We start from the raw sequence: 23935 nt of genomic DNA on the forward strand, positions 1-23935 counted from the left end.
ACTTAAAAGCTGATTAAAGAAGATGATTTATAAAAACAAAAAAGCCCCAAGAAGCCTAAACTCCTTGGGACCAAAAAGGAGGGGGAAGAGAACTTTAACTTAAGAAAGCTTAAAAATATCTTAGAAAGCATAGCGCATCCCTACATTGCCCGTGATATTGATGTCTTGATAGTCCAAACCAAAACGCACCCCGATGCTGGCGTTGATGTAGAAAGATCTAAACAAACGGATTTCACCCCCTGTGGTTAAGCCTGCAAAGGTGTTATACATCCCGCCTTTGCGGTAACTGAGCATGTCATCTCCAATAAAGCGCACAACTTTATCGCCCATAGAATGCACGAACAAGTCCCGCCCAATGCTGGCGAGCACGAAGTAATAAGAGTTTTTGCCAAAGTAGTGGCGGCTCTCTAGGGCTAAATTCAAGGTCAGCACAGATTTATTTGCCGGGTCGGCGTTGGCCCTAAACTGGCTGTAGAAGGGGTTATTCATCGTGCCCTGCAAGCCGGACAAACCAATGTAGTAGTAAGCCAAGCCGATTTGGGGTTTTAAAATCACCCTCTTGTCTTTAAAGAAAAAGTCGTAGCCGTAGTTGGCGCGTAGATTGGTTGTCCAAGTGCTGTAATTGTAGCGTTGATTCACGATGGATAAAATGGGGTCTGTGGCGTTAATATAAGCTTTGTTATAGCCCCAAGTTTCATTTGCGCTCACGGTGATCTCACTGCGTTTGACAAAGGCACGGCTGTAAAGCCCCACATTGACATTGTTAGAGGCGGAGTTGGTGATGTTGCCATAAAAGCCGCTGTAACCATAGGCGGCATACCCACCCACAATCACGCCCTTAATGAAGCGGTCATAGCCTACATTGATGCCATAGAGTGTGCCCGTGCCCCCCGCCACAAAGCTCGCCCCGCCCACGCCCGTCATCCATAGATTGTTTTTGAGCTTGTTGCGTTGGGAGTAGGCGGTGATGATGTCCATCGCATTAGGCACCGCGCTGGCAAAGCGTTTGCCCTTAATGCTAGCTAAAAAGTCGTGGAAGTCATCTAGGGTGTCGTTGCTGGCAAAACTAGAGAGTTTAGCCAAACGGCTCATTTGCTGGGTATAGGTGTTGATTTGTAAAACATCTGTAGCGTTGGCTTTTAAAGTAGGGTTAGCCACCAAGTCGATGCTGTTGGCGATGTCTTTAGCGATCTTAACTAAGTTGGCTTGGGAGGTGTTTTCTAAATAGTAGGGGGCAAAAAGGGGCGTGTTTTTGGTTTGGATCAAAAGTTGGTTTAACCAGCCCATCACTTGTGGTCCGCCCGCCGCATAAACGGCTTTCACGCTGTCCTCCCCTTGGATATGGGCGATGTATTGTTCAATGCTAGGCGCGCCGACATCAAGAGTCTTATTGACCCCGACACTGATATTGTCGTAGGCAATGGAGGCGTCTATGCTTTGCCCTTGTGCGTTTGTATAGCTCACCAACAAGCCCCTATCGGCGATTTTAACCGCCTGCCCGTTGTAAAGCAAGCCATTGCCTTGTTGGTTGAGCGTAAAGCTCTTGCCATTGATGTTTAGGTAAGTGTAGAGGGTTAGGTAGTCCTTCCAGCTATTGGGGTCAAAGGTTTGGTTGTAAAGGTTGTAGTTGATCCACCTATTGGCATTAATTAAGGTGTAAGCGGCTTGGGTGTTGGCGTTGAGGGTCATTAGGGGAGTTTCATCGCTCGTGGGTTTGAGCGTGGCAATGCCTTGCACTTGCACTAAGGGCGTGTTGATATTTTGTGTGGGGGTGTTGCTTATACCACCATTTATACTATTGTCTGCGTCGTTATTTGTATTTGTGCTGTTGCTATCGCTTGCACCCGTGCTTTGGCTTTGGCTTTGGCTGCTTGTGCTTGTGCTTGTGCTGTTGCTTGTGTTAGAGCCCGTATTTTGGCTTGTGCTTTGCGTGCTGTCTGTGTTGTTGCTTGTGCTTTGGTTTGTATTGCCTTTTGTGTCCTGTGTGCCGTTTGTATTAGAGTCTGCGTTTTGGCTTGTATTGTTTGTGCTTGTGCTACCACTTGCACTTGTGCCACTACCCACACTTGTGCCCTGTGTGTTATTTGCGCTACTACTTGCGCTTTGGCTCGTGTTGCTTGGATTGAGGTTAAAGACAAAGTCGCCTTGGCTGTTTAACGCCCCACCGACATAAATGCCCTGCGCTTGGGTTGTTAAAGTTGCACCTGAATAGAGTGTTAAATCGTTACCAATGTTGAGCGCATTGGTGCTTTGGTTGTTTAAAGCCTTTTGGATGCTTAGGTTATTGGCAATTAGGGTGCTGTTACTTTGTAAATTTAAAGTCCCAAGGACATCCGCCCCCGTGATCCCTGAAAAGTCGATCGCCCCCCCTGTATCCGTGATAGTGCCTAAGTATTGGAAGTTTTGCGCGCTCACATTGAGGCTTTCGTATTGGTTGAGGTTGATTTTACCCCCGGCGATGTTGAGGTTCTCAAACTGAGCGTTTAAGTTCAGCCCATCTGTGGCATTCAAGCTCGTTAAATTGATGTTAGACAGATTGTCGGAGTAAAAGTTGAGCGTGCCTTGGTAGTTGGTGAAGTTAATGCTGTTGTTGCCGTTAAAGACAATGGATTTGCCAGCGACAAAGCTTAAAGTCCCGCCCGTAGCGTTGCTATAAGTGCTATTTTGGCTGATAATATCGTTGTTGGCTGAGAAGTTGAAGTAACCCTTCTCCCACAGCGCGCTAAGCCCCTTGGGTGCAAGATAACCCCCCACGCCTGCCTTTTGCATCGCTTGTTTGATGCTTGGGGGCAAGAATGAGCCCAACCCTTGCGACCACAGCCCCCCAAGCCCTTTATTTTGCAAAATATTGTTGAGGATACCGCTTAGGGCTTTCTGTTGGGTGAGGCTGTTTAGGGTGTTTAAAACATTGCCCCCAAAAATCTGCTCTAGGAGCTTTTCGCCCACATCGTCTGCCATTTTGCTTAAAGCTTTGGGGGGGTTTAAAACATCGTTAATTGCCATGTCCATGATCACGCCCCACACTTGAGGCCCCAACCAAGCCACGCTTTTATTGATGATGGCGCTGTTTTGGAAGATGACATTAAAGATTTGCCCAAAGGTGGTTGTGTCCATGAATTTTTGCATCATGGCTGTGGCCGCTGGGCTATCGCCCATCGCTAGGGCTTTGTTTAAAGTAACATTTGTCCAAGGGGCCAGCTCATCCATCACATTCCATAAAGTTTGGTTGCCAAAGTTATTGTTGAGGTAGTTGAAGATCCCCTGCACCCCCTGTCCTCCCTCTATAATGCCTAGCAACTTATGCACCAGCCCTTGCTCCAACCCGCTTAATTTACCGCTCTCAAGCCCTTGCGTGATGCCAGCCTCAATTTTGCCATCAATTTCATTTTGCACACTCGTAGGCAAGCTTTCAACGAGTCCATTAGGTCCAAAGAGCGAGCTCACGCTTTGGTGTGTCAAAATGTCTTTAACCACGGTGGCAAATCCGGGCAATTGGGTGAGCGCGGCCATGTCTTGCGCGTTAAAGATTTCGCCCAAAGTCGCGTTAGCCACGCTACTAGGGAGCAAGCCTTTTAAGCCGACAGGGATCAAATTATTGCCCTCTGCCTTGTCGTAAATCCACTGCCCCAACAATCCGCCCAATTGGGGCTGACCTAAAAGACTTTGCACCCCGCTAAGACCCAAAGAGGAAAAGATTTTGTCCGTGCCCTGCGCCTCAATCGTGGCTTTGTTGAGGACCAAATTTGTGGTGCTGTTAAAACTCACCTCAGCAGAGCCCCCCGTGCCTTTTGCATTGCCACTACCCAAAGTCCCCGTGATGTAAATGTCTTTGGCATTAAATTGCGCTTCGATATAACCTAGAGCGTTTGAACTAGAACTTAAAAGTTGCCCTATGTTGGTGTGGCGGAATTGGCAAGTAGTGCTTTGGGGTGCTGTGCTCGGTGCGCATGGACCATTAAAACCATTGCCCCCAAACCACACTGTGCTATTACTTCCAATCTGCCCTGCTTGCTCAGCCCCGACCACCAAAGTCCCGTTGCTGAAAGTCTGGTTAATCTGGCTGTCAAAGCCGTTGATGAAGTTTAATAGGGTTTGTTTTTGTGCGGGAGTTAAATTGATTTGGATTTTTTGCAACGCCTGTAAAAGTTTATTAGGATCGTTTAAATCGTTCAAAACCCCCGAGGTCAAAAACCCCTCTAAAGCGGGCCAAAGGGCAGTGGCGACCCCGGCTAGTGCCATTAAATTGTTTGCACTCACCCCCGTGTTGAAAATATTTAACGCGCTGTTGGGGTTGTTATAGGTATCGTAAGTGCCCGGGAGTTCTTGCACCCCGCCATTGTTGTACACCCCCTTAACCTGCCCGTCTAAAAAGAAAGTCCCCACGCGATCATCGCTGTAATTGTAGGCGGATCCGGTTGTGTTCTGCTTGGATTGGTTGTAAAAATAAAGTTCGGGAGCGATGTTGTAGATGTTGTAGTTGTAAGAGCCAGCGGTGCTAGAGCCAAGGTTTTGTGAGATACTCACTTTCAAATTCCCATTTTGCACGCTCTCAGTGATGATCTGCGAACTATTCAAGGGATTGATAAAACTCCAGCTGTCCTTAGTGGCGTTGTAGGTGGCATTTTTAATTTGTATCCCCGACAACTCGATTTTTTGGTAGCCATCAGCCCCACTGATCCCCTCGATATTTTTAGCGTTGATGATATCGTAGGTGAGGGTTTGCCCCTTGCTAAGTGCGCTGGATAAGTCAATGTTAGAGAGGTTGAGGACACCGCTTACATCAAAATTTCCATTTACATCGATGAATGGGCTGGTGCGGGTCAAAGAACTTTGGATGTTTAACACCCCACTAGCGACACTTAAAGACCCAAAGGTCAAATCCCCACTGCCATACAGCCCAAATTCCGTGTCCCCTGCGCTACTGACTGCGCCTGCGCTAAAAGTGTTGTTGCCCTGTGTGTTTAACTCGGCTCCATTGAAATTGAGGGTGTTTAAAGCCACACTGCCATTGGATACATTGAAATGCCCCCCATTAAAACTCATCGTCCCACTAGACTCTAAGTTCGCGCCGGCATTGACTTGTAGGCTCGTGCCACTGCCAAAAGTGTTCGTGCCCGCAAAGGTCGCCTTTGCCCCCTGCCCTTGTAAAACCACGCTGGCGCTGTCGGTGAAGTCAGAGCCCTGATTAAAAGCGATTGTGGTGTTGGAGTCGAGGTTGATTAAAGAGTTTCCGCTAAAGGTGGCAAGGCCGTTAAAGATAGCGCTAGAGTTTTGAAACAAGCTTAAAAGCGCGGTCTCGCTAAAATTTGCGGCCTGATCAAAAGTTACATCGCTTTGTTGGGCATCGATTTGTGCGCTGTCTGTGATGTTGGTAACCCCCTCAAAAGTGGCGCTGGTGGTTGTGGTGTTTTTGGGGTTTGGATTAAAGATCGAGCCGTTGTTTAACAACACCACGCTGTTGCCACTTAAAGTGGTGTTGGCTGCCGCAAAGGTCGCGCTGCTGCCCGTGTTGAGGTTAAAGGTCGTGTCTGTGGCGGTGATGTTGCCCTCCACCTTGGCTGCTGTTGTGGTTAAATTGTCTGTGTAATCGCCGGTGAGTACAACGCTGGAGTTGTCGCCCAAAAAGAAGCCCGAGTTAGCAAGGTTGATCTGACTGCCCTGCACATACACTTTCGTGCGGTTGCCCTGAACATTGCTGCCCGTGAAATCCACCTGCTGTTTTCCCATAAATTGGAAAGAGCCAAACAAACCGCCATAATCAGCCACATGATCGGAGAAGTTGGAGTTAATGGCACTTAAGGTGTTGTTGGCTCTAAAATTAGCGTTGGAGGATTGGGGCTTGATGTCTTTACAAATGCTGCCCACAACAGAGCCCAAAATGCCACAGACTTGGTTAAGGTAGGTGAGGTTATTGGTGTAGGTGAGGCCATCTGTGGTTAAATTATTGCTGGCGTTAAAGGTCATGGTTGCCCCGCCGCCATAGGGCAACTTCGCCCCATTCGCGCCCCCAAAATTGCCCACGCTGATGCCATTGGTTAGGTAAATGTTGTAGGCATTAAAGACATCCACGATATAGCCCGGGTTGGCCCCCTCTCCGCCAAACTGGATCAACCCTCCACTGGCCGCCTGAGTGGTGATGTTGCCTAAAACTAAAGTCCCCTGCCCTTGGATGTCATAAGTCCCCCCATTGCCCGCAAAGCTGTATGCGGTTAATTGTTTGCCCGCCGGGTTGTAATAGGGAGCGGTGGCGTTTTTTAAATTGGGATCGATGTAGGCAATGCCCCCCGCCCCCACACTGACATTGTAGGTTTTATAGCCATACCCAGTCAGCCAATCATAATGCCCCTTAGCCCAACCCAAGCACCCCTGTATCCCAAGGATTGAACCTTGAACACAGCCGGGAGTCATGTTGTAGACATCAGGCCAAAGATCCACAACTTGGGTCAGCAAAGTTAGGGTGATCTGGTTGTGGCTAAAAGTCTCTTTGGCTTTGATCTGCGAGTCTGCGCCCCCAAAGGCCACGGTGTAGGTGTTATTGCCGTCATTTTGTAAGAGCGTGCCACTCATCCCTTGGTAATCCACTAAATTCCATAAATTCTTGGCATAGCTGTCATCGCTCCATTTAATGTCGCCACCGGCAACCACGACATATTTTTGCTGGGATTGCAGCGCGCTTGTGATGTTAAAGAGGGCATTAGAGCCCAAAGTAACATTGCCCACCAAGGATTTAAACGGACTGTTGGGGTTGCTGCTTAAATCGGTGGTGGAAATGGTGGTCGTGCCTAAAAAGGTGGTGTTTTGGGTGCCGCTAAAGTCGTAGGTGCTGCCAATCCCATTAAAGGTGTCGTTGTCAAAGGTGAGGTTATTGACTTTAAACTGAGAAGATGTGTCGCTCGTGGGGTCTAGGGTAAAACGGGTGTTGTCAAAGGTGGCCGTTTGGGCGGTAACATTAAGGGATTTAGCGTTGATCGCGCTGGCAGGAGACTGAGCCGTGCTGCCTGCGCTGCCGGCACTTGCCCCCATCGTGAGGTTGTTGGCCTGCATATTGATGGTGCTTTCACCATTGTTTAAATTTGTGTTGGTGAAACTTAGGGCATCGTTGGCATCAATGTTAATGGTTTGGCTGTCGCCTGAAAAAGAAGAGTTGCTAAAGCTGGTGTTTTGGGCACTAAAGCTAAGAGTGCCCCCCGTTTGATCTACAAAATTTGTGTTGGTCGCGCTTAAATCCCCACCAGCCGTAAAACTGGCATTGGAGTGTTGGGTGCCGGCTTTGAGGTTTTGGTAATTGAGCCCGTCTAAGGTGATGTTGTTAGACGCGGTGAAACTAATGTTTGCTCCGCCTCCATCTTGAAAACTATTGCCCGTTTGGAAAGTGTTGGTCATAAAAATATTGGCGGCGTTGAAGCTATCCTTGATGTAGCCCACAAGCCCCCCACTGCCCCCCGTCCCGCCCAAGCGCACAATGCCCCCTTTTGCGGCCTGTTTTGTGTCGTTGCCAATCACTAAAGTGGCGTTGTTCCCTTGCACATTCAAGGTCATGCCGTTGCCTGTGCTAGAACTAGAATAAGTGTTTAAGGTGTTGCTGCCATTCCAGCCCTCTGCCTCTGGGTGCGTGGGGTCAATGTAGGCAATGCCATTTGTCCCCACATTGGGGTTGTAGGTTTTGTAGCTACACCAAATGAAGCAACTAGGGGTCATGGTATAGACATCGTACCAAACATCTTGTTTTTGGTCGATGAGCGACAAGGTCAAAGACCTTGCCCCAAAGTTTTCTTCAATGGTTTGCCCGTCTAAGGACACATAGTAAATCCCATTTCGCCCTTGGGTGAAATCTTGGGGCAAGCCGGTGGCTAGCTGGTCGCTTTGCCCGCCAAATTGCACCATTTGCCATAGGTTTTTGGCGTAGGTGGTGTCGCTTTGATAGTTGATGTCCTTACCGCTTAAGAGGGTGTAGGTGCCACCCTTCTTTAGAGCGTTTAAAATCTCTTGAGTGTTGCTTAATTTTAAAAGAGCTTTAGAGCCAAAGCTGACATTGCCTGCATAGGTGCCAAAGGGGCTTGTCGCCACATTGCCACTCCCTAGGTTATTGTTTGTGGCAATAGTTGTCGTGCCCTGCAAGGTGAGGCTATTGGTGTTAAAGTGGTATTGCGAATAGCCTTCAAATTTATCGTTGTTGAGTGTGATATTTTGCCCGCTTAGGGTCATGTTTTGCGGGCTGTTGGTGCTTTGCAGGGGGTCGTTAAAGAGGGTGTTAGCCACACTCAGCGCCCCGCTGGCTTGTAGATTAATGTTGGTGTTGTTGCCCACAATGGCACTTGTGTAGCTGTTATCCTCAGTGGGGTTAGCCACGCCCCCGCTGATGGTTATGCTCTGGCCGCTTAAGTTGATGTCGTTGTTGCTGGTGCTGATTTTGGTGTTGGTGAGTGTCAACGCCCCACTGGCTACCATAGACACGAGCGTGTTTTTCCCGTTAAATTGGGTGTTGTTGCTGGTAGTGATGTTTTTACCCACAAATTTAAACTCGCCCCCGCTGCTCTCGTTAAATTGGGTGTTGGCAATATCGATGCTTTGTGTGCCCGTCAAATCGATTTGGCTTTGATTGCCGCTAAATTGGGTGTTGTTAAAAGTGGTGTTTTGGGAGGTGAAGCCCATAACCCCGCCCGATGTGTTGTTTACAAAGATGGAGTTAGAAACGCTGATTGTGCCCTTGTTGACACTAAAATAAGCGTTGGAGTTTTGGGCACCAGCATTAAGTTCATCATAGATTAAGCCATTTGCGGTGATGTTATTAAGCGCACTAAAAGTGATGTTGGTCCCATGCCCGCTGTAATCATTGCCCGTTTGGATAGTGTTTGTGAGGTAGATGTTGCCTGCACTGAATTTCCCTGTGATGTAGCCAATGGCGCCCTTCCCATCGCCGATCCAAATCGTGCCTTTTGTGGTGGCTGCACTGGTGGTGTTGTTGCCTAAAATTAAAGTGCCTTGATCTCCGACATCAATGCGCGTGTAGGCATAGCCCCATGGGCTCGTTTGGGTTTCTAAAATCCTTTGTCCGCTGCTATTAGGGTTGGCTGCGCCGGGGTTGATGTAGGCAACCCCCTGCCCAATCCAAGGCGTCCAAGTTCCCGGGTTATTAGGGCTTTGATAATTTGGATCGGAGGCGTTGTTTAAATTTTGCAGGTCCACCCACACATTTTCTTTCACCCCCACAAGTTGCATGCTCATGGTGTTGTTTGTAAAAGTTTCTTTAAAGATGTCTTGGGCTTGGGTGTCGGGGTTGTTGGTGTTGTAGAGCACATAGTAGGTGCCATTGCCCCCTTGGGGATTGGTGTAGCCGGGCTGGTTGTAGAGCGTGCCGGACACCCCATCATAGTGGATCAAATTCCACAAATGGCTCGTGTAGCTGTTGTAGTTAATGTTACCTGTGGTGTGGATGATGTTGTATGTTTGGGGCTGGGCGTTGCCGTTGATGTTGGTTAAACCTGCCGTGATGTTGAAGGTTACCCCATTTAAATTAACACTGCCTCCCAAATTGGTGAAAGGCGAGTTGTTGCTTAGGGTGAATTGCGAATTGTTGCTAAAGGTCAAACTGCCGTTATCGGTAACAGAGCCCCCGCCTGTGGTGTTGTAGGCAACATCACTAAAGGTAATGTTGTTGCTGTTAAAATTAAAAGGGGCGTTGCCCGTAAAAGTGGTGTTATTGAAATTTTCACTTTGGGCGTTAAGATCCATTCCTTGCGAATCGTCGTTGGCACTGATGGTGACATGCTGCCCATTGTAACCTTGAGAAGTGATGTTACCAGTGGCTTGGAGATTGAGATTTGTTTGGTCTGTGGTTAGGTTATCGCTAATGATGATGTTGCCCGCTTGGAAAGTATCGTTAAAATAGTCTTGACTGCGGTAATGGGTGAAGGTGTTTGCCCCGGGAGCCCCCGGAGTGTAGCCTAGGTTGAGGGTTGGATTGTTGCCATTGACCCCCAATAAATCAAGATTAAAATCCCCCCCGCCCTTCCAAGTGAATTGAGAAAGGTAGAAAGTGTAGCCCCTGCCCATGCCCCAATTGTTTTCTAAGGTAACGGGGTTATTGGTGTTACAATAGTAGTTGGCGCAGTAGTAGCCATCTCCCTGGTTATGATAAAAATCGTTTCCCTGATCCCAAAGCCATCCATGGTTGGGTACGCTGTGTTGCCAAACATACCCCCCAATGTGGGATTGGTCGCCTAAACCCGATTCTGGCAGCCACCCGCTCCAATACGCCTGCAACGGGTTTAGTGTGGCTAGCCCTCCTCCAAGCACAAAAACCCCTTTAGAGAGTGCTTTAGAGGTGCGCGAACTTTTGGGGCGAGAAACTGGCTTTGGAGCTTCCTTAAACACTAGAACACCGGCACGCTGAACTTGATTCGCCTTAATGCGCCTAGCAATGGCATGACTGATTTTTAAACAAAGCGGGTGTGGTTTTTTCATGGGCGGTATTCTAGCTAAAAATGGCTTGGCAAAAGTTAATGGTGATTCTAGTAAAATAGGGGTTTAAACTTAGTTTTAGATAAAAACAAATAGAATGCGGGGTTCATCAATAAGGTTAGTGGATTGTCGCTTTTAACTTTAGTATCCTCCACAGGCTCTTAGGGGTTATGGGTTTCGTTACTTGCTTCTATTTTAGGTTAAAATTAAAATAAATGCGCTTTTGGAATAAGTTTTGCTTCTAATTTGACAATTCACTTACAAGGATCACCATGCTCCGCTCTTTATGGTCTGGCGTTAACGGGATGCAGGCGCACCAAATCGCCCTAGATATTGAAAGCAACAACATCGCCAATGTCAACACCACGGGCTTTAAATACTCTAGAGCTTCCTTTGTAGACATGCTCTCTCAAGTTAAGCTCATCGCCACCGCCCCCTATAAAAACGGCCTAGCAGGGCAAAACGACTTCTCTGTGGGTCTTGGCGTGGGCGTGGACGCAACCACTAAGATTTTCTCACAGGGCAATTTGCAAAACACCGATGTGAAAACCGACCTTGCCATTGAGGGCGATGGCTTTTTTGTCATCAGCCCCGATCGGGGCGTTACGCGCAACTTCACCCGCAGCGGGGAATTTCTCTTTGACGCACAGGGCAGCCTTGTAACTACGGGTGGGTATGTGGTGCAGGGCTGGGTGCGCGACCCTAAGGACATGGGCTCTAAGGGGAGTGAAACCGACTTGCTTAAAATTGACAACACCAAACCTTTACAAAATATCCGCATCGATCCGGGGATGGTGATGCCCGCACGCTCGAGCACAAAAATCTCCATGCGTGCCAACCTCAACGCCGGTCGCCACGCTGACCAAACGGGCAGTATCTTCATGCTCGACTCTTCTAGCCGCACCCCCTCTGATGGCGTGAAACCCCAATACGACTCTTCCACGAATTTAACCCAAGTCGCTGAGGACATGGGCTCTTTGTTTAACGAAGATGGGGATGCGTTTTTGCTCAATGAAGATCAGGGCATTTGGGTGAGCTATAAAAACGCCACCATGAAAAGGGACATCACCGCCACCAACCAAAACAGCACCGTCGAGATCAATGGGACAAAAATCTCTTTTACCAACGACTCGGCTGTGTCTAAAATCAGCACCCTCTCCGCCGCCCAAAATGCGATCAACGCTGTAAAAAACAAAACAGGGGTAGAAGCCTATGTAGACAATGGGCAGTTGCGCCTCGAGAATAAAAACAATCTTGAGGGCGACAAACATGTGAAAAACATTGTCGTTACCGGGGCGGGCACGGGGGCGTTTTCTAAATTTGTTAAGGGGGATCAAAGTATCACCGCCTTTAGATACCGCTACACCAAGGGCATCGATGCCGACTCGACCACAGGGCAATTTAAAACCACGGAAGATTTGCGGGCGTTGATGCAACACGATGCCAACATCGTTAAAGACCCAAGTTTAAAGGCTAACTACAAAGACAGCACCGCGTCTGTGGCTGTGAAAATCAATAAAAATGGCATGTTTGAAATCACCAATAAGGACGATGGTAAACCCCAAAAAGACAATTTAAGCATTTTTGTCACCAACTACACCTCTGCCAAAGTGACTAAAAATGTCCTCTTTGGCAAGACCATGGGGGCACTCAACACCGCTTCGCTCATTGAAGGCGGCATCTCCACCTCCACCTCCAAGCTCACCCACGCCACGCACGCAAGCAGCGTGGACTTAGTGGATAGCTTAGGCACCAAGCACACCATGCGCTTAGAGTTTTACAAAGCAGGCGGGGCAGAGTGGCGCTTTAGAGTGATTGTGCCCGAACCCGGCGAAATCATCGGCAGCTCGCCCGAGCGCCCCAATGTGTTTGAAAATGGGGTCTTGCACTTTAATAAAGACGGTTCACTAGCAGGCATGAATCCCCCCCTCTTGCAATTCAACCCCCACAATGGCTCGGATTCGCCCCAACGGATCACGCTCAACTTTGGTTCAGCCGGGGCCTTTGATGGGATCACTAGCGTGGATAAAATCTCTGAAACCTATGCCATTGAGCAAAACGGCTATGTGGCGGGGGATTTAATGGATGTGCGCTTTGACAATAACGGGACCTTGCTCGGGGCCTTTAGCAATGGCAAGAGTTTAGCCCTAGCGCAAGTGGCACTAGCGAACTTTGCCAACGATGCGGGCTTACAAGCGGACGGGGGTAGCGTGTTCTCAGAAACGAGCAACTCGGGTAAGGCCCTCATTGGGGCAGCCAACACGGGGCGCAGGGGCGGGGTGTCTGGCTCTAAGTTGGAGTCGAGCAATGTGGATTTGAGCCGCAGTTTGACAAATTTAATCGTGGTGCAGCGGGGCTTTCAAGCCAACTCTAAAGCCGTAACGACCTCAGATCAGATTTTGAACACCTTGTTAAACCTCAAGCAGTAGTTAGGGCATGCACGAGTATTCGGTCGTTTCTTCTTTAATGGATTTGTGCGAAACGCATGCCAAAAAGCACAACGCCACCAAAATCGAGCGGGTGGTGGTGAGCATTGGCGAGCGTTGCGGGATGGACAAACAGCTCTTCATGAGTGCGTTTGAAACCTTTAAAGAAGAGCTGGACATCTGCAAAGAAGCGATCTTAGAAATTGTGGATGAAAAAGTGGAGTTGGAGTGTTTGGAGTGCAAACAAACCTATGTTCCGCCCAATTTGGAATATGGAGTGTGTGGGCATTGCGGGTCGCAAAAGGTGCGCCTAAGTAAGGGGACGCAAATGCAACTGCTGTCTTTGGAGATGGTGTGATTGATGCGATTTTTCAAGAATTTATCAAGAAAGCCCCTGAGATGAAAGAGAGTTGGGAGGTGGTGCAACTCTTTGAGGAGGAGCGGCAGAAATTTCAAGAGGAGTTGCAAGCCTATGAGGAGGAGATCGAGAACGCACGGGTGGCACTAAGGGATTTGCGGGCGCAAATCGTGCAGACCAAAGATCAGATCAAAGAGTTGCAGACCCTCCAAAAAAGCAAGGAAGAGGAAATCCAAGAAATCCGCCAAGAGTTGTTGTCACATAAAATCAAGCGGGATTTATGGCAACTAGAAAAAGATAAGCCCGAGCTGCAAGACATCGATGAGCCCCTGCCCCAAGCACTAGAGGTCGTGGAGATTTATTTAAAAGACCACTCCATCGCAAGGGCACGCCCGGCCAAGCGCTATTTCGCCGACAATCTCTACCGACAATACCGCGTGCTTTTAAGAGAAAACCATGTGCTCAAAGACCGCGTTTTTGGGCTAGATTTAGAAAACAGCACGCTCAAAATTGAGCTAAGGGATCGCCAAACTCAAGACAAATTACAAGTCAAAGACCCCGAAGATCCGCAATGAAAATCTTAGTCAGTGCTCTAGAAGTGAGCTCCAACATCCATTTAAAAGCCTTGCGTCCCCACTTGCCTGAAGTGGAGTGGCTGGGCGTGTATGAACCCCTAAATGCAAGGGACAAGCCCATTTTATCGCCTAAAAATTTTTCTGTGATGGGTTTTAAAGAGGTCTTTGGGCGCTTGTTCTTTTTCTACAAGGCTCTAAAAACCATGGCACATTTAGCCGAGCAAGCCGACCTAGTGCTGCTCATGGACTCATCCTCGTTTAACATCCCCCTAGCCAAGCGCATTAAAAAAGCGCAACCAAATAAGCCCATTTTATACTATATTTTGCCCCAAGTGTGGGCGTGGAAAGCGTATAGAGCTCCGATCATTGAAAAGCATTGCGACAAACTCGCCGCGATTTTGCCCTTTGAGCTCAGTTACTACCAAGAAAAGGCGCAGTTTGTAGGTCATCCGCTCTTAGATGAGATCAAATACCAAAAAACTGAGGTGGGGGGCGAGAGTGTGGTGTTTATGCCCGGCAGCCGCAAGCAAGAGATTGAGCGTATTTTGCCCATTTTCGTACAGGTGGCGCAAAAAATTAGGGGTAAAAAAGTCTTGGTCGTGCCCGCAAGCTTTCAAGGGCAGGATTTAAATGCCTTGTATGGGGCGCATTTAAAGCTCTTTGAAGTGTCCTTTGACGCACACAAGAGCTTATACGAGGCGTCCTTTGCCTTTATTTGCAGCGGCACCGCCACACTAGAGGCCGCACTCATCGGCACGCCCTTTATTTTGGCTTACAAAGCCCGCCCCCTAGATTTTTTCATCGCCAAAAATTTGGTGCATTTAACCTGCATTGGGCTTGCCAACATCTTTTATAATGCCCTGCACAATGAAAGCCCAGGCAGAGGGCAAACCATGTTGCACCCTGAGATTATCCAAGACGACCTCAACGCCCCCAAACTCTTGGAGATTTACGATACATTAGATCGAGGGAAATTTTTACAAGAGTCGCAAAAAATCCGGGCGTATTTGCAACACGGAAGCGCACAAGTGGTTGCCGAGTGGATTAAACATGGCCTAAAGCCTTAAATTCTTGTATAATCATCGTTTTAGCACGCACTAGGAGTCCTTATGGCAGTTACCCCCAAAAAACCCGCTAAAGCAGCCCCCCAAGATGTCCCAAAGAGGCTACGTCGCGTAGGGCTGTTTGAAACCGTCCAAAACACGCAGATCGTGCCGGCGCGGGGGTTGTTGCAAGGGATCAATGACATCGGGCAATTCATTGTTAAAATGAAAAAGCATGTCAAAATGGGTGAAAAACCCGAAGTGGAATGGATCATCGATCAAATTTGTAACCATTGTGGGGGCAAGTTGCAGCACAACAAAGAGCTTGCCACTTGCCCCTATTGCCATTGGGCTCTGCATATTGAGAGCCTGACTTACCAAAATGGCACGCCCAAAAAGCCCTTAAAATGCCGTGTAGAGGGGCGCTCTTTGGTGGTGGACACTTCCATAGACCTAAACAACCCCTACCAATCCAGTTTTAAGGGGGATTTTAAAATCCGCTATTTAAACCACGCTTGTCTTTACATTGAGGCGGGGGGGGTGAGCTTGATCACCGATCCGTGGCTTTTAGGGCCTAGCTTTCTTGGCAGTGGGTATTTAGAAAAGGCAAGCTGCAAAGAAGCCGTGCATGCGCTTATGAAGGCAGATTTTATCTTCATCTCCTCGAACCGCTCCAGCTGTTTACACCCCCAAACTTTAGCCTTCTTGTCTAAAACAAAGTCCTTCATCGTGCCTAATTTTGCCTCTAAAAGTGTGGAAAAAAGCCTAAAGGGTCTAGGCTTTAACAACATCTACTCGCTGGAGTTTACCGAGATTTACGAGTTTGGCTCATTTTTCCAATTCAGCGTATTCGCCCCCCCCGATGGCACAGAAGAGAGTGGGCTGTATTTATGCTTGTCCGGGCACGATGTCATCATCAACGCCTATGGGGGCTATCTCAATTCCTTTAATTTGCCAAGCGATTTGACCTTGCTTTGCACCGCCTTTAGTGGGGGAACTTCCGGCTTTCCCTTTTGCGTCAATAATTACGATGAAGCCACGCAAAAGAGCCTACATGCCAGCCATTTGGAGGGCTTTAAAAATCAACTAGAGAATTTAATTGCAGCCACTAAGCCCGCCTATGTGATGCCCATTGCCACGCCCTACAACCAAGACGCCACTAGGGATAGCGCCATTAAAGCCCTGAATTTAAAAAACCCCTTCAAAGAGGGGCAGCAAATTTGCGAAACCTACAGCCGCAGCCACAAAGAACAACCCGTGAAGTGGTTGCCCCCCGATGACAGCCTGACTTTGGAGTTTAAAGAGAGCGACTTGGTGCAGTGGAAGGAGGATGTCCATGCCTTAAAGAAGGAGACCCCACAGGCGTATGTCAATTTTTACACACAAAAATTCACCTACGACCCTACGGGTTTGATCGAGTATCTCAAGGCATCGGGCTACAAGGCAAAACAAATTGTAACCTTTGTGCCGATGAACGAAACCTTTGAGCGGGTGGTTGCCCCCATTGTGCAGGCCAATTTCGGCACACAAACTTTCCGCATTGTGCCCGTGCGGGCGATCGTTAGACAACAGGAGGGCTACCGCACCTTAGTGCTCAAGGTGCGGCCCGAGATTTTAGCCTGTGTGGTGGCTAATGGCCTGTCCTTTGCCGAGATGGTTAGGGGCTTTCATTGCCGCTTAGAGCGTAGCCCCAATGTCTACGAAGCCCATTTTTGGCATCACTTCAGCCATCAATACATCGCCCCCAAACCCTACACCATTGAACTTGCCAAAGGATAATGTATGTTTTTAGCCGACACTAGGGGCGGGGGCGAGTTGCCCCTACTGCAAGCCCTAGTCCACCCCGCTAGCCCCACTAAGGGGCTTTATACCCTAAAGACAATCCCCCAACTTGACTTTGCCCCATGTCTAAATTACAGCTATCAAGAGCTCGCTGCCCACATTTGCGCCGCTTTGGGTTTAAGTGGGACAATGTTACAAAGGGCCCTAGAGCGTTACAACGCCTTTGCTCAAACCGCGCCTTTAAAGATTTTAAAGCCGAATCTAGCGGTGCAAGAGCTTTACCACGGCCCCACCCTTGCCTTTAAAGACATGGCGTTGCAGCCTTTGGGGGCTTTGCTTGGTTCTTTAGCAAAGGAGAGCCAAGAGAAGTTTTTAATTTTAGTGGCGACCAGCGGGGATACGGGTCCTGCAACTTTAGCTAGTCTAGCTGGGCTAGAGAACATTAAAGTCGTGTGTCTATATCCTGCCAAGGGCACAAGCCTCGTGCAAGCCTTGCAAATGCAAACCATGGACGCGCCGAATTTAAAGGTCTATGGCATTGAGGGTAACTTTGACGATGCCCAGAGTGCGCTCAAAAACTTGCTAAATGACCCTGAGTTTAACACGCAGCTGCAAGAAAAGGGTTTTTCTATTGGAGTGGCAAACTCGGTAAACTTCGGGCGGGTGCTCTTTCAAATCATTTACCATGTGTGGGCTTATTTAGAGTGGGTGCGCTCCAAAACCCTTAAGTTTGGAGATTTTATCCGGGTAGTGGTGCCTAGTGGCAATTTTGGCAACGCTTTAGGGGCGTTTTATGCTAAAGAAATGGGTTTGCCTGTGGCTAAAATTGCCATTGTGTCTAACGCCAATGATGTGCTTGCTGAGTTTTTTAACACAGGAGTGTATGACATCAGCCATAGGACACTGCAAAAGACTTACGCCCCCGCAATGGACATTTTAAAAAGCTCCAATGTAGAACGCTTGCTTTACGCACTTTTTGGCCATGAACGCACCAAAGAGTGCATGCAAAATTTAGACACCCAAAAGCGCTACACACTCGGCGCAAGCGAATTAGAGAAATTACGGGAGCATTTTGAGGCGATTAGTTGCACAGATGCAGAATGTCTAGGCTACATCAAACAAATTTATAAGGATTTTAACTATCTCATTGACCCACACACCGCCACCGCTTTTAAAGCCCTTGAAAGCCTAAAAAGCCCCTTGCCTAGCGTGATCGTATCCACTGCTTCGTGGGCTAAGTTCCCCAAAACCACTTGTTTAGCTTTAGAAAACAAGCCTGCCAAAGATGATAAAGAAGCCCTAGAAGTTTTAGCCAAACAAGGGATTGTCCCTCCAAGCTGTGTTACAGACCTATTTAAGAAGCCCCCCATCCACACAGAAGTTTTAAAAGTCGCTGAAATTGCCAGCCACATTAAAGCGTGGCTTTAATTTAGGTGCGTGTGCTTTGGGTGAGCGCATAGCTCCACACTACACGCCCGATCAGTGCACCTCTCTCCACACTTTTTGTTTCCAAAAGTAGGCAAGTAGGGTCATCACCGCAAAGAAGAGCATGATTTGGATACCTAGCCGGTGGCGTTGGTGGTGTTTGCTATCCCCCGTTTGCTCCAAGTAGTTGATCACTTGCTCTTGCGCTTTTTTGGTAAGACCCACTCTAGGCATGGCTGTGCCGTGCAAGAGTTTTTGTGGATCATTGATGAAAACTTCTAGTTTTTCACGCCCTAGTGAGCGGATCATCATGGACAAGTCGGGGGCGTTAGAGCCTAAGTAGCGGTGCAAGTCTTTATGATCGGTGATGGCGTAGAGCTTGTCGTATTTAATGTCGTGGCATCTTTGGCAGGCTTGCATAAAGACTTGTTTATCGCTTAAGTTTTTAGGCGCAATCGAAACCAAGTAGGCCACAATGTCTGCCAAATCCTGATCGCTAAATTGGGTAAAAGCGGGCATGGGGTAGGGGTGATCGTCCTTATACTTGTGGGTGAGCAAAGCCGCCTTTGTGGGGTCCTTGATGAAGTGGGCTAAAAATTGCGGGTTAAGCACGCTGGCGATATGGGAAAGATCGGGGGGCACCACACCAAAGCTTACCCCGGCTGCAGCCTTGTCCATGGGGGCGGGGATTTTTTGGCTTTTAAGGCTATGGCACGCCACACAATTTTGTGCCACCAAGTCCTTGCCCTTGCTCGCCACGCCCCTACTCAAGTCAATGGGCTTTAAGTCTTTAAAAGCAAAGTCAGCGGGCGCGGTTTTGGGCTCCATAATGGAGTGGGCGTAGGGTTCTACCCCATAGTAAAGTGCCCCGATGACAATGATCAAGATCGCCAAAATTTTTAATTCTTTCACCTTAAGCTCCTTTCTTTTCAGCCCGACTGATGAGGGGCAAAATGACAAAGAAAAGGGCTAAGAAAATGAGCGAGGCAACGAGGCCGACATATCTATTATTGCCCACAGGCGGGAGCTTGCCATAGATCGTCAGCACCACCATATCCACCACCAAGAGCCAAAACCACACTTGGAAGGCTTTGCGCTGGTGGGCGGGTTTAACTACGGGGCTGTTGTCTAAAAGGGGCAGTAAGAAAAAGATGATTTGCACGATGCCAAAGACCACAAGCCCCAAGTTGCCATTAAAAAAGAAGCCGCGTAAGACCTCATAACTCCACAAGAAATACCATTCGGGGTAAATGTGTGTGGGGGTTTTTAGGCTGTTGGCACGCTCAAAGTTGATGGGGTCCATGGCAAACTCGTAATGGTAGCACACCAAGTAAAAGAAAAACACCATGAAAGCGCACACCACAAAAATATCTTTAGACAAAAACACGGGCCAAAAGGGGATGACTTTAGACTCTTTTTTATTGCCCTCTTTGTATTTTTTCTCTTCGGCTTCAAAGTCTAACACCTCGCCCTCTTGGTTATTGACATGGGGGATGCGCAGTGAATAAAAGTGCATGCCTATAATCATAATAATGACAACGGGCAACAAGAACACATGCAACATAAAGAAACGGGTTAAAGTCGCGTCCGCCACCACATAGTTGCCCCGAATCCACATTAAAAGATCAGGCCCAATCACGGGGATTTTGCCAAAGAGCCCGGTGATCACCGAAGCCGCCCAATAGCTCATTTGCCCCCAAGGCAGCATATACCCACTAAACGCCTCGGCGCTGAAGATCACAAACAACAACATGCCGCTGATCCAAATCATCTCCCGCCCTCTTTTGTAAGAGCCATAGTAAATCGCTACGAACATGTGGATGTAGATGATGACAAAGATCATGCTCGCGGCGGTGGCGTGTATGTGCCGCCACAGCCACCCAAAGGCGACCTCTTGCATGATGGTGAAATTCACGCTGTCGTAAGCTAGTTTGGCATCGGGCTTGTAATACATCAAAAGAAAGATGCCCGAAACCACAAGGGCGGTAAACAAGGTCAATAAAATCACCCCCATCGCCCATAAAAAGTTAATGTTTTTAGGAATCCAATACTCAGTCATCAAAACCTTGGTGAGTTTTTTGATCCCAAGTCTCTGGTCCAACCAATCCACAACGCCCTCTGCTTTTTTTCATCTCCGCCATGTGTGATCCTTACGCCTTCATCATTGCTTGATACTCTTTGCCCACAGCCCCAAAGGTGATCTTTGTGCCCTCTAACTTGAAGGGGGGGATTTCAAAGGGGCGGGGGGGCGGCGTGCCTGCGATATTCACGCCATCGCTTGTGAAACGCCCCCCATGACAGGGGCATAAAAAGCCCTTGTCAATGGACTCAAAATTAGGGATACAGCCCAAATGTGTACAAATCTGCACCCCCACGGTGAAAACCCCATTGTTGAGCTTAAAATCCCGCTTTGTGTCAAAGGGCATGTGGAGGGTTTTGCGGATGATGTAAACGGGCTTGCCCCGCCACGCCACGCTGCTAAACTCCCCGTCCTTCATGTTGGAAATGTCCACGGTCGTAAAGCCCGCCGACACCACGCTAGGCAAGGGGTCCCATGTCTTTTTCATGGCAACCAGCCCTGCAAGTGCGCCCGCGCCCGCCACGCCTGCAAGCGCCATGCTCAAAAAATCCCGCCGATTCATCTCAGCCATCATCGCTCCTCTAGCATTTTTACAAAACATGTATTCTACACTGGAAAACTTAATATAGTGTCTAAAGTGGGGCTTAGGCCTTTAAATCCGCCCAGTTTGTCCCCAAACACACATGGCACTCTAGGGGGACTTTAAGTGGGTAAATCTCTTGCATGAGCGTTTTAAGCTCTTTGGCGAGCGTGTCCGCTTGGTCTTTAGGCACTTCTAAAATAAGCTCGTCATGCACTTGCACGAGCATTTTAAGCTCGGGGTATTTGTCCTTCACCGCCAACATAGCCAGTTTCATTAAATCGCTTGCGCTGCCTTGAAAAAGCGTGTTTGCCCCCTCTCTTAAATAGTCGGCGACAAGTTTTTGGCTTGCTCCTTGAAAGTTGAAGGCACGCACATGCCCTAGCAAAGTTTGCACCTGCCCTTCCTCTAAAATCCGCTCTTTCAAGCCCTCTAAAAAGCCCTTAATCGTGGGGAAGGCCTGAAAGTAGCGCTGTATGTGCTCCCTTGCCTCTTTGAGGCTGATATTGAGTGTGGTGGCGAGCCGGTTAGCCCCCATGCCATAAATGAGCCCGAAGTTGATCGCCTTGGCTAGCGGTCTTTGCGTGGGGTCGTTAAAAAGGGCTAGGGCGGTGTTTGTGTGGATGTCTTGCCGCTCTTTAAAGGCAGTGATGAGATTTGTATCCCCACTAAAATGGGCGAGTAGTCTTAGCTCCATTTGCGAGTAGTCTAGACCTAGCAACATGCAATTTTTAGGGGCGATGAAGGCTCGGGCAATCTGCTGCCCTAAGGGGGTGCGCATGGGGATATTTTGTAAATTGGGTTTGCTCGAGCTTAACCTTGAGGAGGCGGTGGTGGTTTGGTGGAAAATTGTGTGGATTTTGCCCTTAACTTGGCGCTCTAAGAGGGGCTTAACATAAGTGCTTTGCAGTTTAAAAAGCTCGCGGTATTCTAAAAGCGTGCTTAATAATTTAGACACCTCAACCCCCTGAATGCTCTGCCCCGTGTAGGCTTGCTGTAAGGCTTTGAGGCTGGCTTCATTGGTGGAGAGTCCGGTTTTAATCTTTATGGCGTGCTTGCTCTCAAGCCCTAAATGCGTGTAGAGAAACTGCGCCCATTGTTTGGCGGAATTGGGGTTAATGTCTGTGTGGGCTTGGGCGTGTATGCGTTGTTCCAGCTGCGCTAAAGTCTGTTTAAACTCAGCGTCTAAGCCTTGTAAATACTCTAAATCTAGCAAAAACCCATGCCCTTGCATTTCGCATAAAAGTCTAAGCAGGGGGTATTCTAAATTGTGGGCGAGCTCCCACAAGGGGGGGGTTAAATGTGCCTTGTAATGCTCATAGGCTTTTAAAATGATGGGGGCATTGTGGCGCATAGCGGCGGCGATTTGGGCTGTGTCACCCTCTAGGGGGGCTGGGGTTTCAAGGCGTAGGCTCAAGGCTAAGGCGTTTAAAGAGTTGTCCAAATAGCAATGATCGAGCCACGCTAATAGGCTAATGTCTTCAAAGTCCACGCCCTCTAAAACACCCCCTAGCAAACTAAAGACTTCTTTTAAGTTGTAGCCAATGAGCGCGCAAGTGTAAAGCTGTTGCACCAAAGCCGGGGCGAGCAAATCATTTAGTAGCACCGCCCTAAACTCCCCCTCAAAAAACACCCCAAGCAACACCCCCTCTTTAAGCCTTTGTGCTTGCACCACACAAGTAGGGCGGTTTGCTAGCTTGTCTAACAACTCTTGGCTAGAGTTTAAAGGCGTGCTTAAGGGGCTTAAATTGACCTTGAGCTGTATTTGCTTGAGTAGAGCAAACATTTCAAACTCCGCCAAGGCGTCTTGGATTTTTAGTAGGGGGTTTTGTGTAGGAAAATCAGGGGGGGATTTTAAGTCGAACATTAAATCGCTTTTAAGTGTGGCGAGTTCTTTACTTAAAAAAGCTTGTTCTCTATCCTCTCTTAGGGCGTTTTGCAATTTGGCGGGGAGTTTGTCTAAATGGGCATAGAGATTTTCTAAACTCCCCCACTCTTGCAAGAGTTGCACCGCCCCCTTAGCCCCAATGCCCCTAACCCCCTTATAACCATCGCTGCTATCGCCCACTAAGCCTTGATAGTCGGTGAATTGTTTGGGGTGTATCTTGTATTTTTCTAGGCAAAAATCCACGCCTTTGGTGCTTTGCGTGCTTAAATCAAAGAGCACCACCCGCTCGTTTACAAGTTGGAAAAAGTCCTTATCTGCGCTAAAAATACGGATTTGCGGCGCGTCAAAGTGCTGGCATAAGCTGGCAATGACATCATCGCTCTCATAGCCCGCCACGCTCAAAGCACACAGCCCCATGCGCTCGATCCACTCAAAAATAATAGGGAGTTGTTCGTCTAAATGGGGGGGGGCTTGGCGGTTGGCTTTGTAGTCTTGGTGTAGGTCTTTGCGGTGGTTACTCCCACTCTCTAGGGCGAAAATTAAACCATCGGCTTTGAAGTTGTAGAGCCTTTGTATAATGCGACAAAAGGCATTGAGCCATGCGGTGTTAAAGCCCTTAGAAGTGTGTAAGTCCTTTAAGGGATAGTAAAACTTAAAGAGTAGGCTAAAGGTGTCAACAAGGTGTAGAGTTTTCATGTTTTAGGCAATGGGTGAATAAATAGCGGTGATCTTCAGGCAAGGCTTCGTAAATCTTTAGGGCAAGGGTGCGGATCTCCCAAAGGGCTTTGCTATCCGTGCGCAGACTCAAAAAGTTTTGCAAACTGCGGGCATTGAGGCTAAAGGCGAGGCTGGTTTTATAACTCTCTGGCATGGCAAATTTGGCGTAATCGTTTTTAATGTTCTGCACGATCAAAAGGCGCAGATTTTCTAAAGCTTGCACGCTCGCCCTATCCACCGCCTCTACACCCGTAAAGACTAAAAACTTTTGTGCCCGCTCTAGGTTTTGTGGCTCTAGGGGGGTAAAGCTCTCTTCGCTTTTAAGTTCTCTTAGCGTGTAACGGCTGGATTTGACCGAAAAACTTGCCATGCGATGCCTTGCCAACTCTTGCAAGCACGCCCGAGAAATGCCCTGTATGTCAAAGTTATAGAATAAATGCTCTAAAGTGGAGTTGTGGCGGTATTTGTTTGCCACGCGGTCAATGAGCTCTAAATCTTTGCGCCCCCCTTGATCGCTGTAACCAAAGCTTTGGTAACAGGTGCGGATGGCTTCATAGCAACAAGATAGGGGCGTGGCGTGTTTTAAAAGCACTTGCATGG

General features: G+C 48.4%; 12 protein-coding genes. 6 read left to right on the forward strand and 6 right to left on the reverse strand.

Annotated features, from left to right (window positions below; all coding sequences use genetic code 11):
- Positions 1 to 120: 120 nt before the first annotated feature.
- Complete coding sequence (locus K6J74_RS03230) at positions 121 to 10464, reverse strand: vacuolating cytotoxin domain-containing protein (RefSeq protein ID WP_221272435.1); 10344 nt, start codon at positions 10462 to 10464, stop codon at positions 121 to 123.
- A gap of 269 nt (positions 10465 to 10733) precedes the next feature.
- Between K6J74_RS03230 and flgE the strand changes: the two genes are divergently transcribed.
- From flgE to thrC, 6 genes are read left to right on the forward strand one after another with little or no spacing between them, the layout of a single operon-like run.
- Positions 10734 to 12890 carry a flagellar hook protein FlgE gene (gene flgE, locus K6J74_RS03235; RefSeq protein WP_221272436.1) on the forward strand — a complete coding sequence of 719 codons (2157 nt, stop codon included), beginning with the start codon at positions 10734 to 10736 and terminating at the stop codon, positions 12888 to 12890.
- 7 nt (positions 12891 to 12897) lie between these two features.
- Positions 12898 to 13245 carry a hydrogenase/urease nickel incorporation protein HypA gene (hypA, locus tag K6J74_RS03240; protein ID WP_221272437.1) on the forward strand — a complete coding sequence of 116 codons (348 nt, stop codon included), beginning with the start codon at positions 12898 to 12900 and terminating at the stop codon, positions 13243 to 13245.
- Positions 13242 to 13820 carry a nickel-binding protein Mua gene (gene mua / locus K6J74_RS03245; RefSeq protein WP_260321686.1) on the forward strand — a complete coding sequence of 193 codons (579 nt, stop codon included), beginning with the start codon at positions 13242 to 13244 and terminating at the stop codon, positions 13818 to 13820. Before hypA ends, mua begins: the two co-directional genes overlap by 4 nt.
- Complete coding sequence (gene lpxB, locus K6J74_RS03250) at positions 13817 to 14887, forward strand: lipid-A-disaccharide synthase (protein ID WP_221272438.1); 1071 nt, start codon at positions 13817 to 13819, stop codon at positions 14885 to 14887. Before mua ends, lpxB begins: the two co-directional genes overlap by 4 nt.
- 42 nt (positions 14888 to 14929) lie before the next feature.
- On the forward strand, positions 14930 to 16642 hold the full coding sequence (locus tag K6J74_RS03255; RefSeq protein ID WP_221272439.1) for an MBL fold metallo-hydrolase: 1713 nt from the start codon (positions 14930 to 14932) through the stop codon (positions 16640 to 16642).
- A 3-nt stretch (positions 16643 to 16645) separates the two neighbouring features.
- Entirely contained in the window at positions 16646 to 18073 is a 1428-nt protein-coding gene (gene thrC / locus K6J74_RS03260; protein WP_221272440.1) for a threonine synthase, read from the forward strand.
- Positions 18074 to 18124: 51 nt separating this feature from the next.
- Here the strand turns inward: thrC and K6J74_RS03265 are convergent, their stop codons facing one another.
- The 5 genes from K6J74_RS03265 to thyX all read right to left on the reverse strand — a co-directional run bounded on the left by K6J74_RS03265 (position 18125) and on the right by thyX (position 23933).
- Complete coding sequence (locus K6J74_RS03265) at positions 18125 to 18982, reverse strand: c-type cytochrome (RefSeq protein WP_221272441.1); 858 nt, start codon at positions 18980 to 18982, stop codon at positions 18125 to 18127.
- 1 nt (position 18983) lies between these two features.
- Entirely contained in the window at positions 18984 to 20129 is a 1146-nt protein-coding gene (locus K6J74_RS03270) for a cytochrome b (RefSeq protein ID WP_430886791.1), read from the reverse strand.
- A gap of 91 nt (positions 20130 to 20220) precedes the next feature.
- Complete coding sequence (locus tag K6J74_RS03275) at positions 20221 to 20721, reverse strand: Rieske 2Fe-2S domain-containing protein (protein WP_221272443.1); 501 nt, start codon at positions 20719 to 20721, stop codon at positions 20221 to 20223.
- Positions 20722 to 20794: 73 nt separating this feature from the next.
- The gene (locus K6J74_RS03280; protein ID WP_221272444.1) at positions 20795 to 23314 is read right to left on the reverse strand and encodes a DNA polymerase; all 2520 of its coding nucleotides are present in this window, start codon (positions 23312 to 23314) and stop codon (positions 20795 to 20797) included.
- Complete coding sequence (gene thyX / locus K6J74_RS03285; protein ID WP_221272445.1) at positions 23292 to 23933, reverse strand: FAD-dependent thymidylate synthase; 642 nt, start codon at positions 23931 to 23933, stop codon at positions 23292 to 23294. Before thyX ends, K6J74_RS03280 begins: the two co-directional genes overlap by 23 nt.
- Positions 23934 to 23935 lie beyond the last annotated feature (2 nt).

Origin of the sequence: Helicobacter sp. NHP19-012 (assembly GCF_019703325.1) — a bacterium.
GTDB classification, from domain to species: domain Bacteria; phylum Campylobacterota; class Campylobacteria; order Campylobacterales; family Helicobacteraceae; genus Helicobacter; species Helicobacter gastrofelis.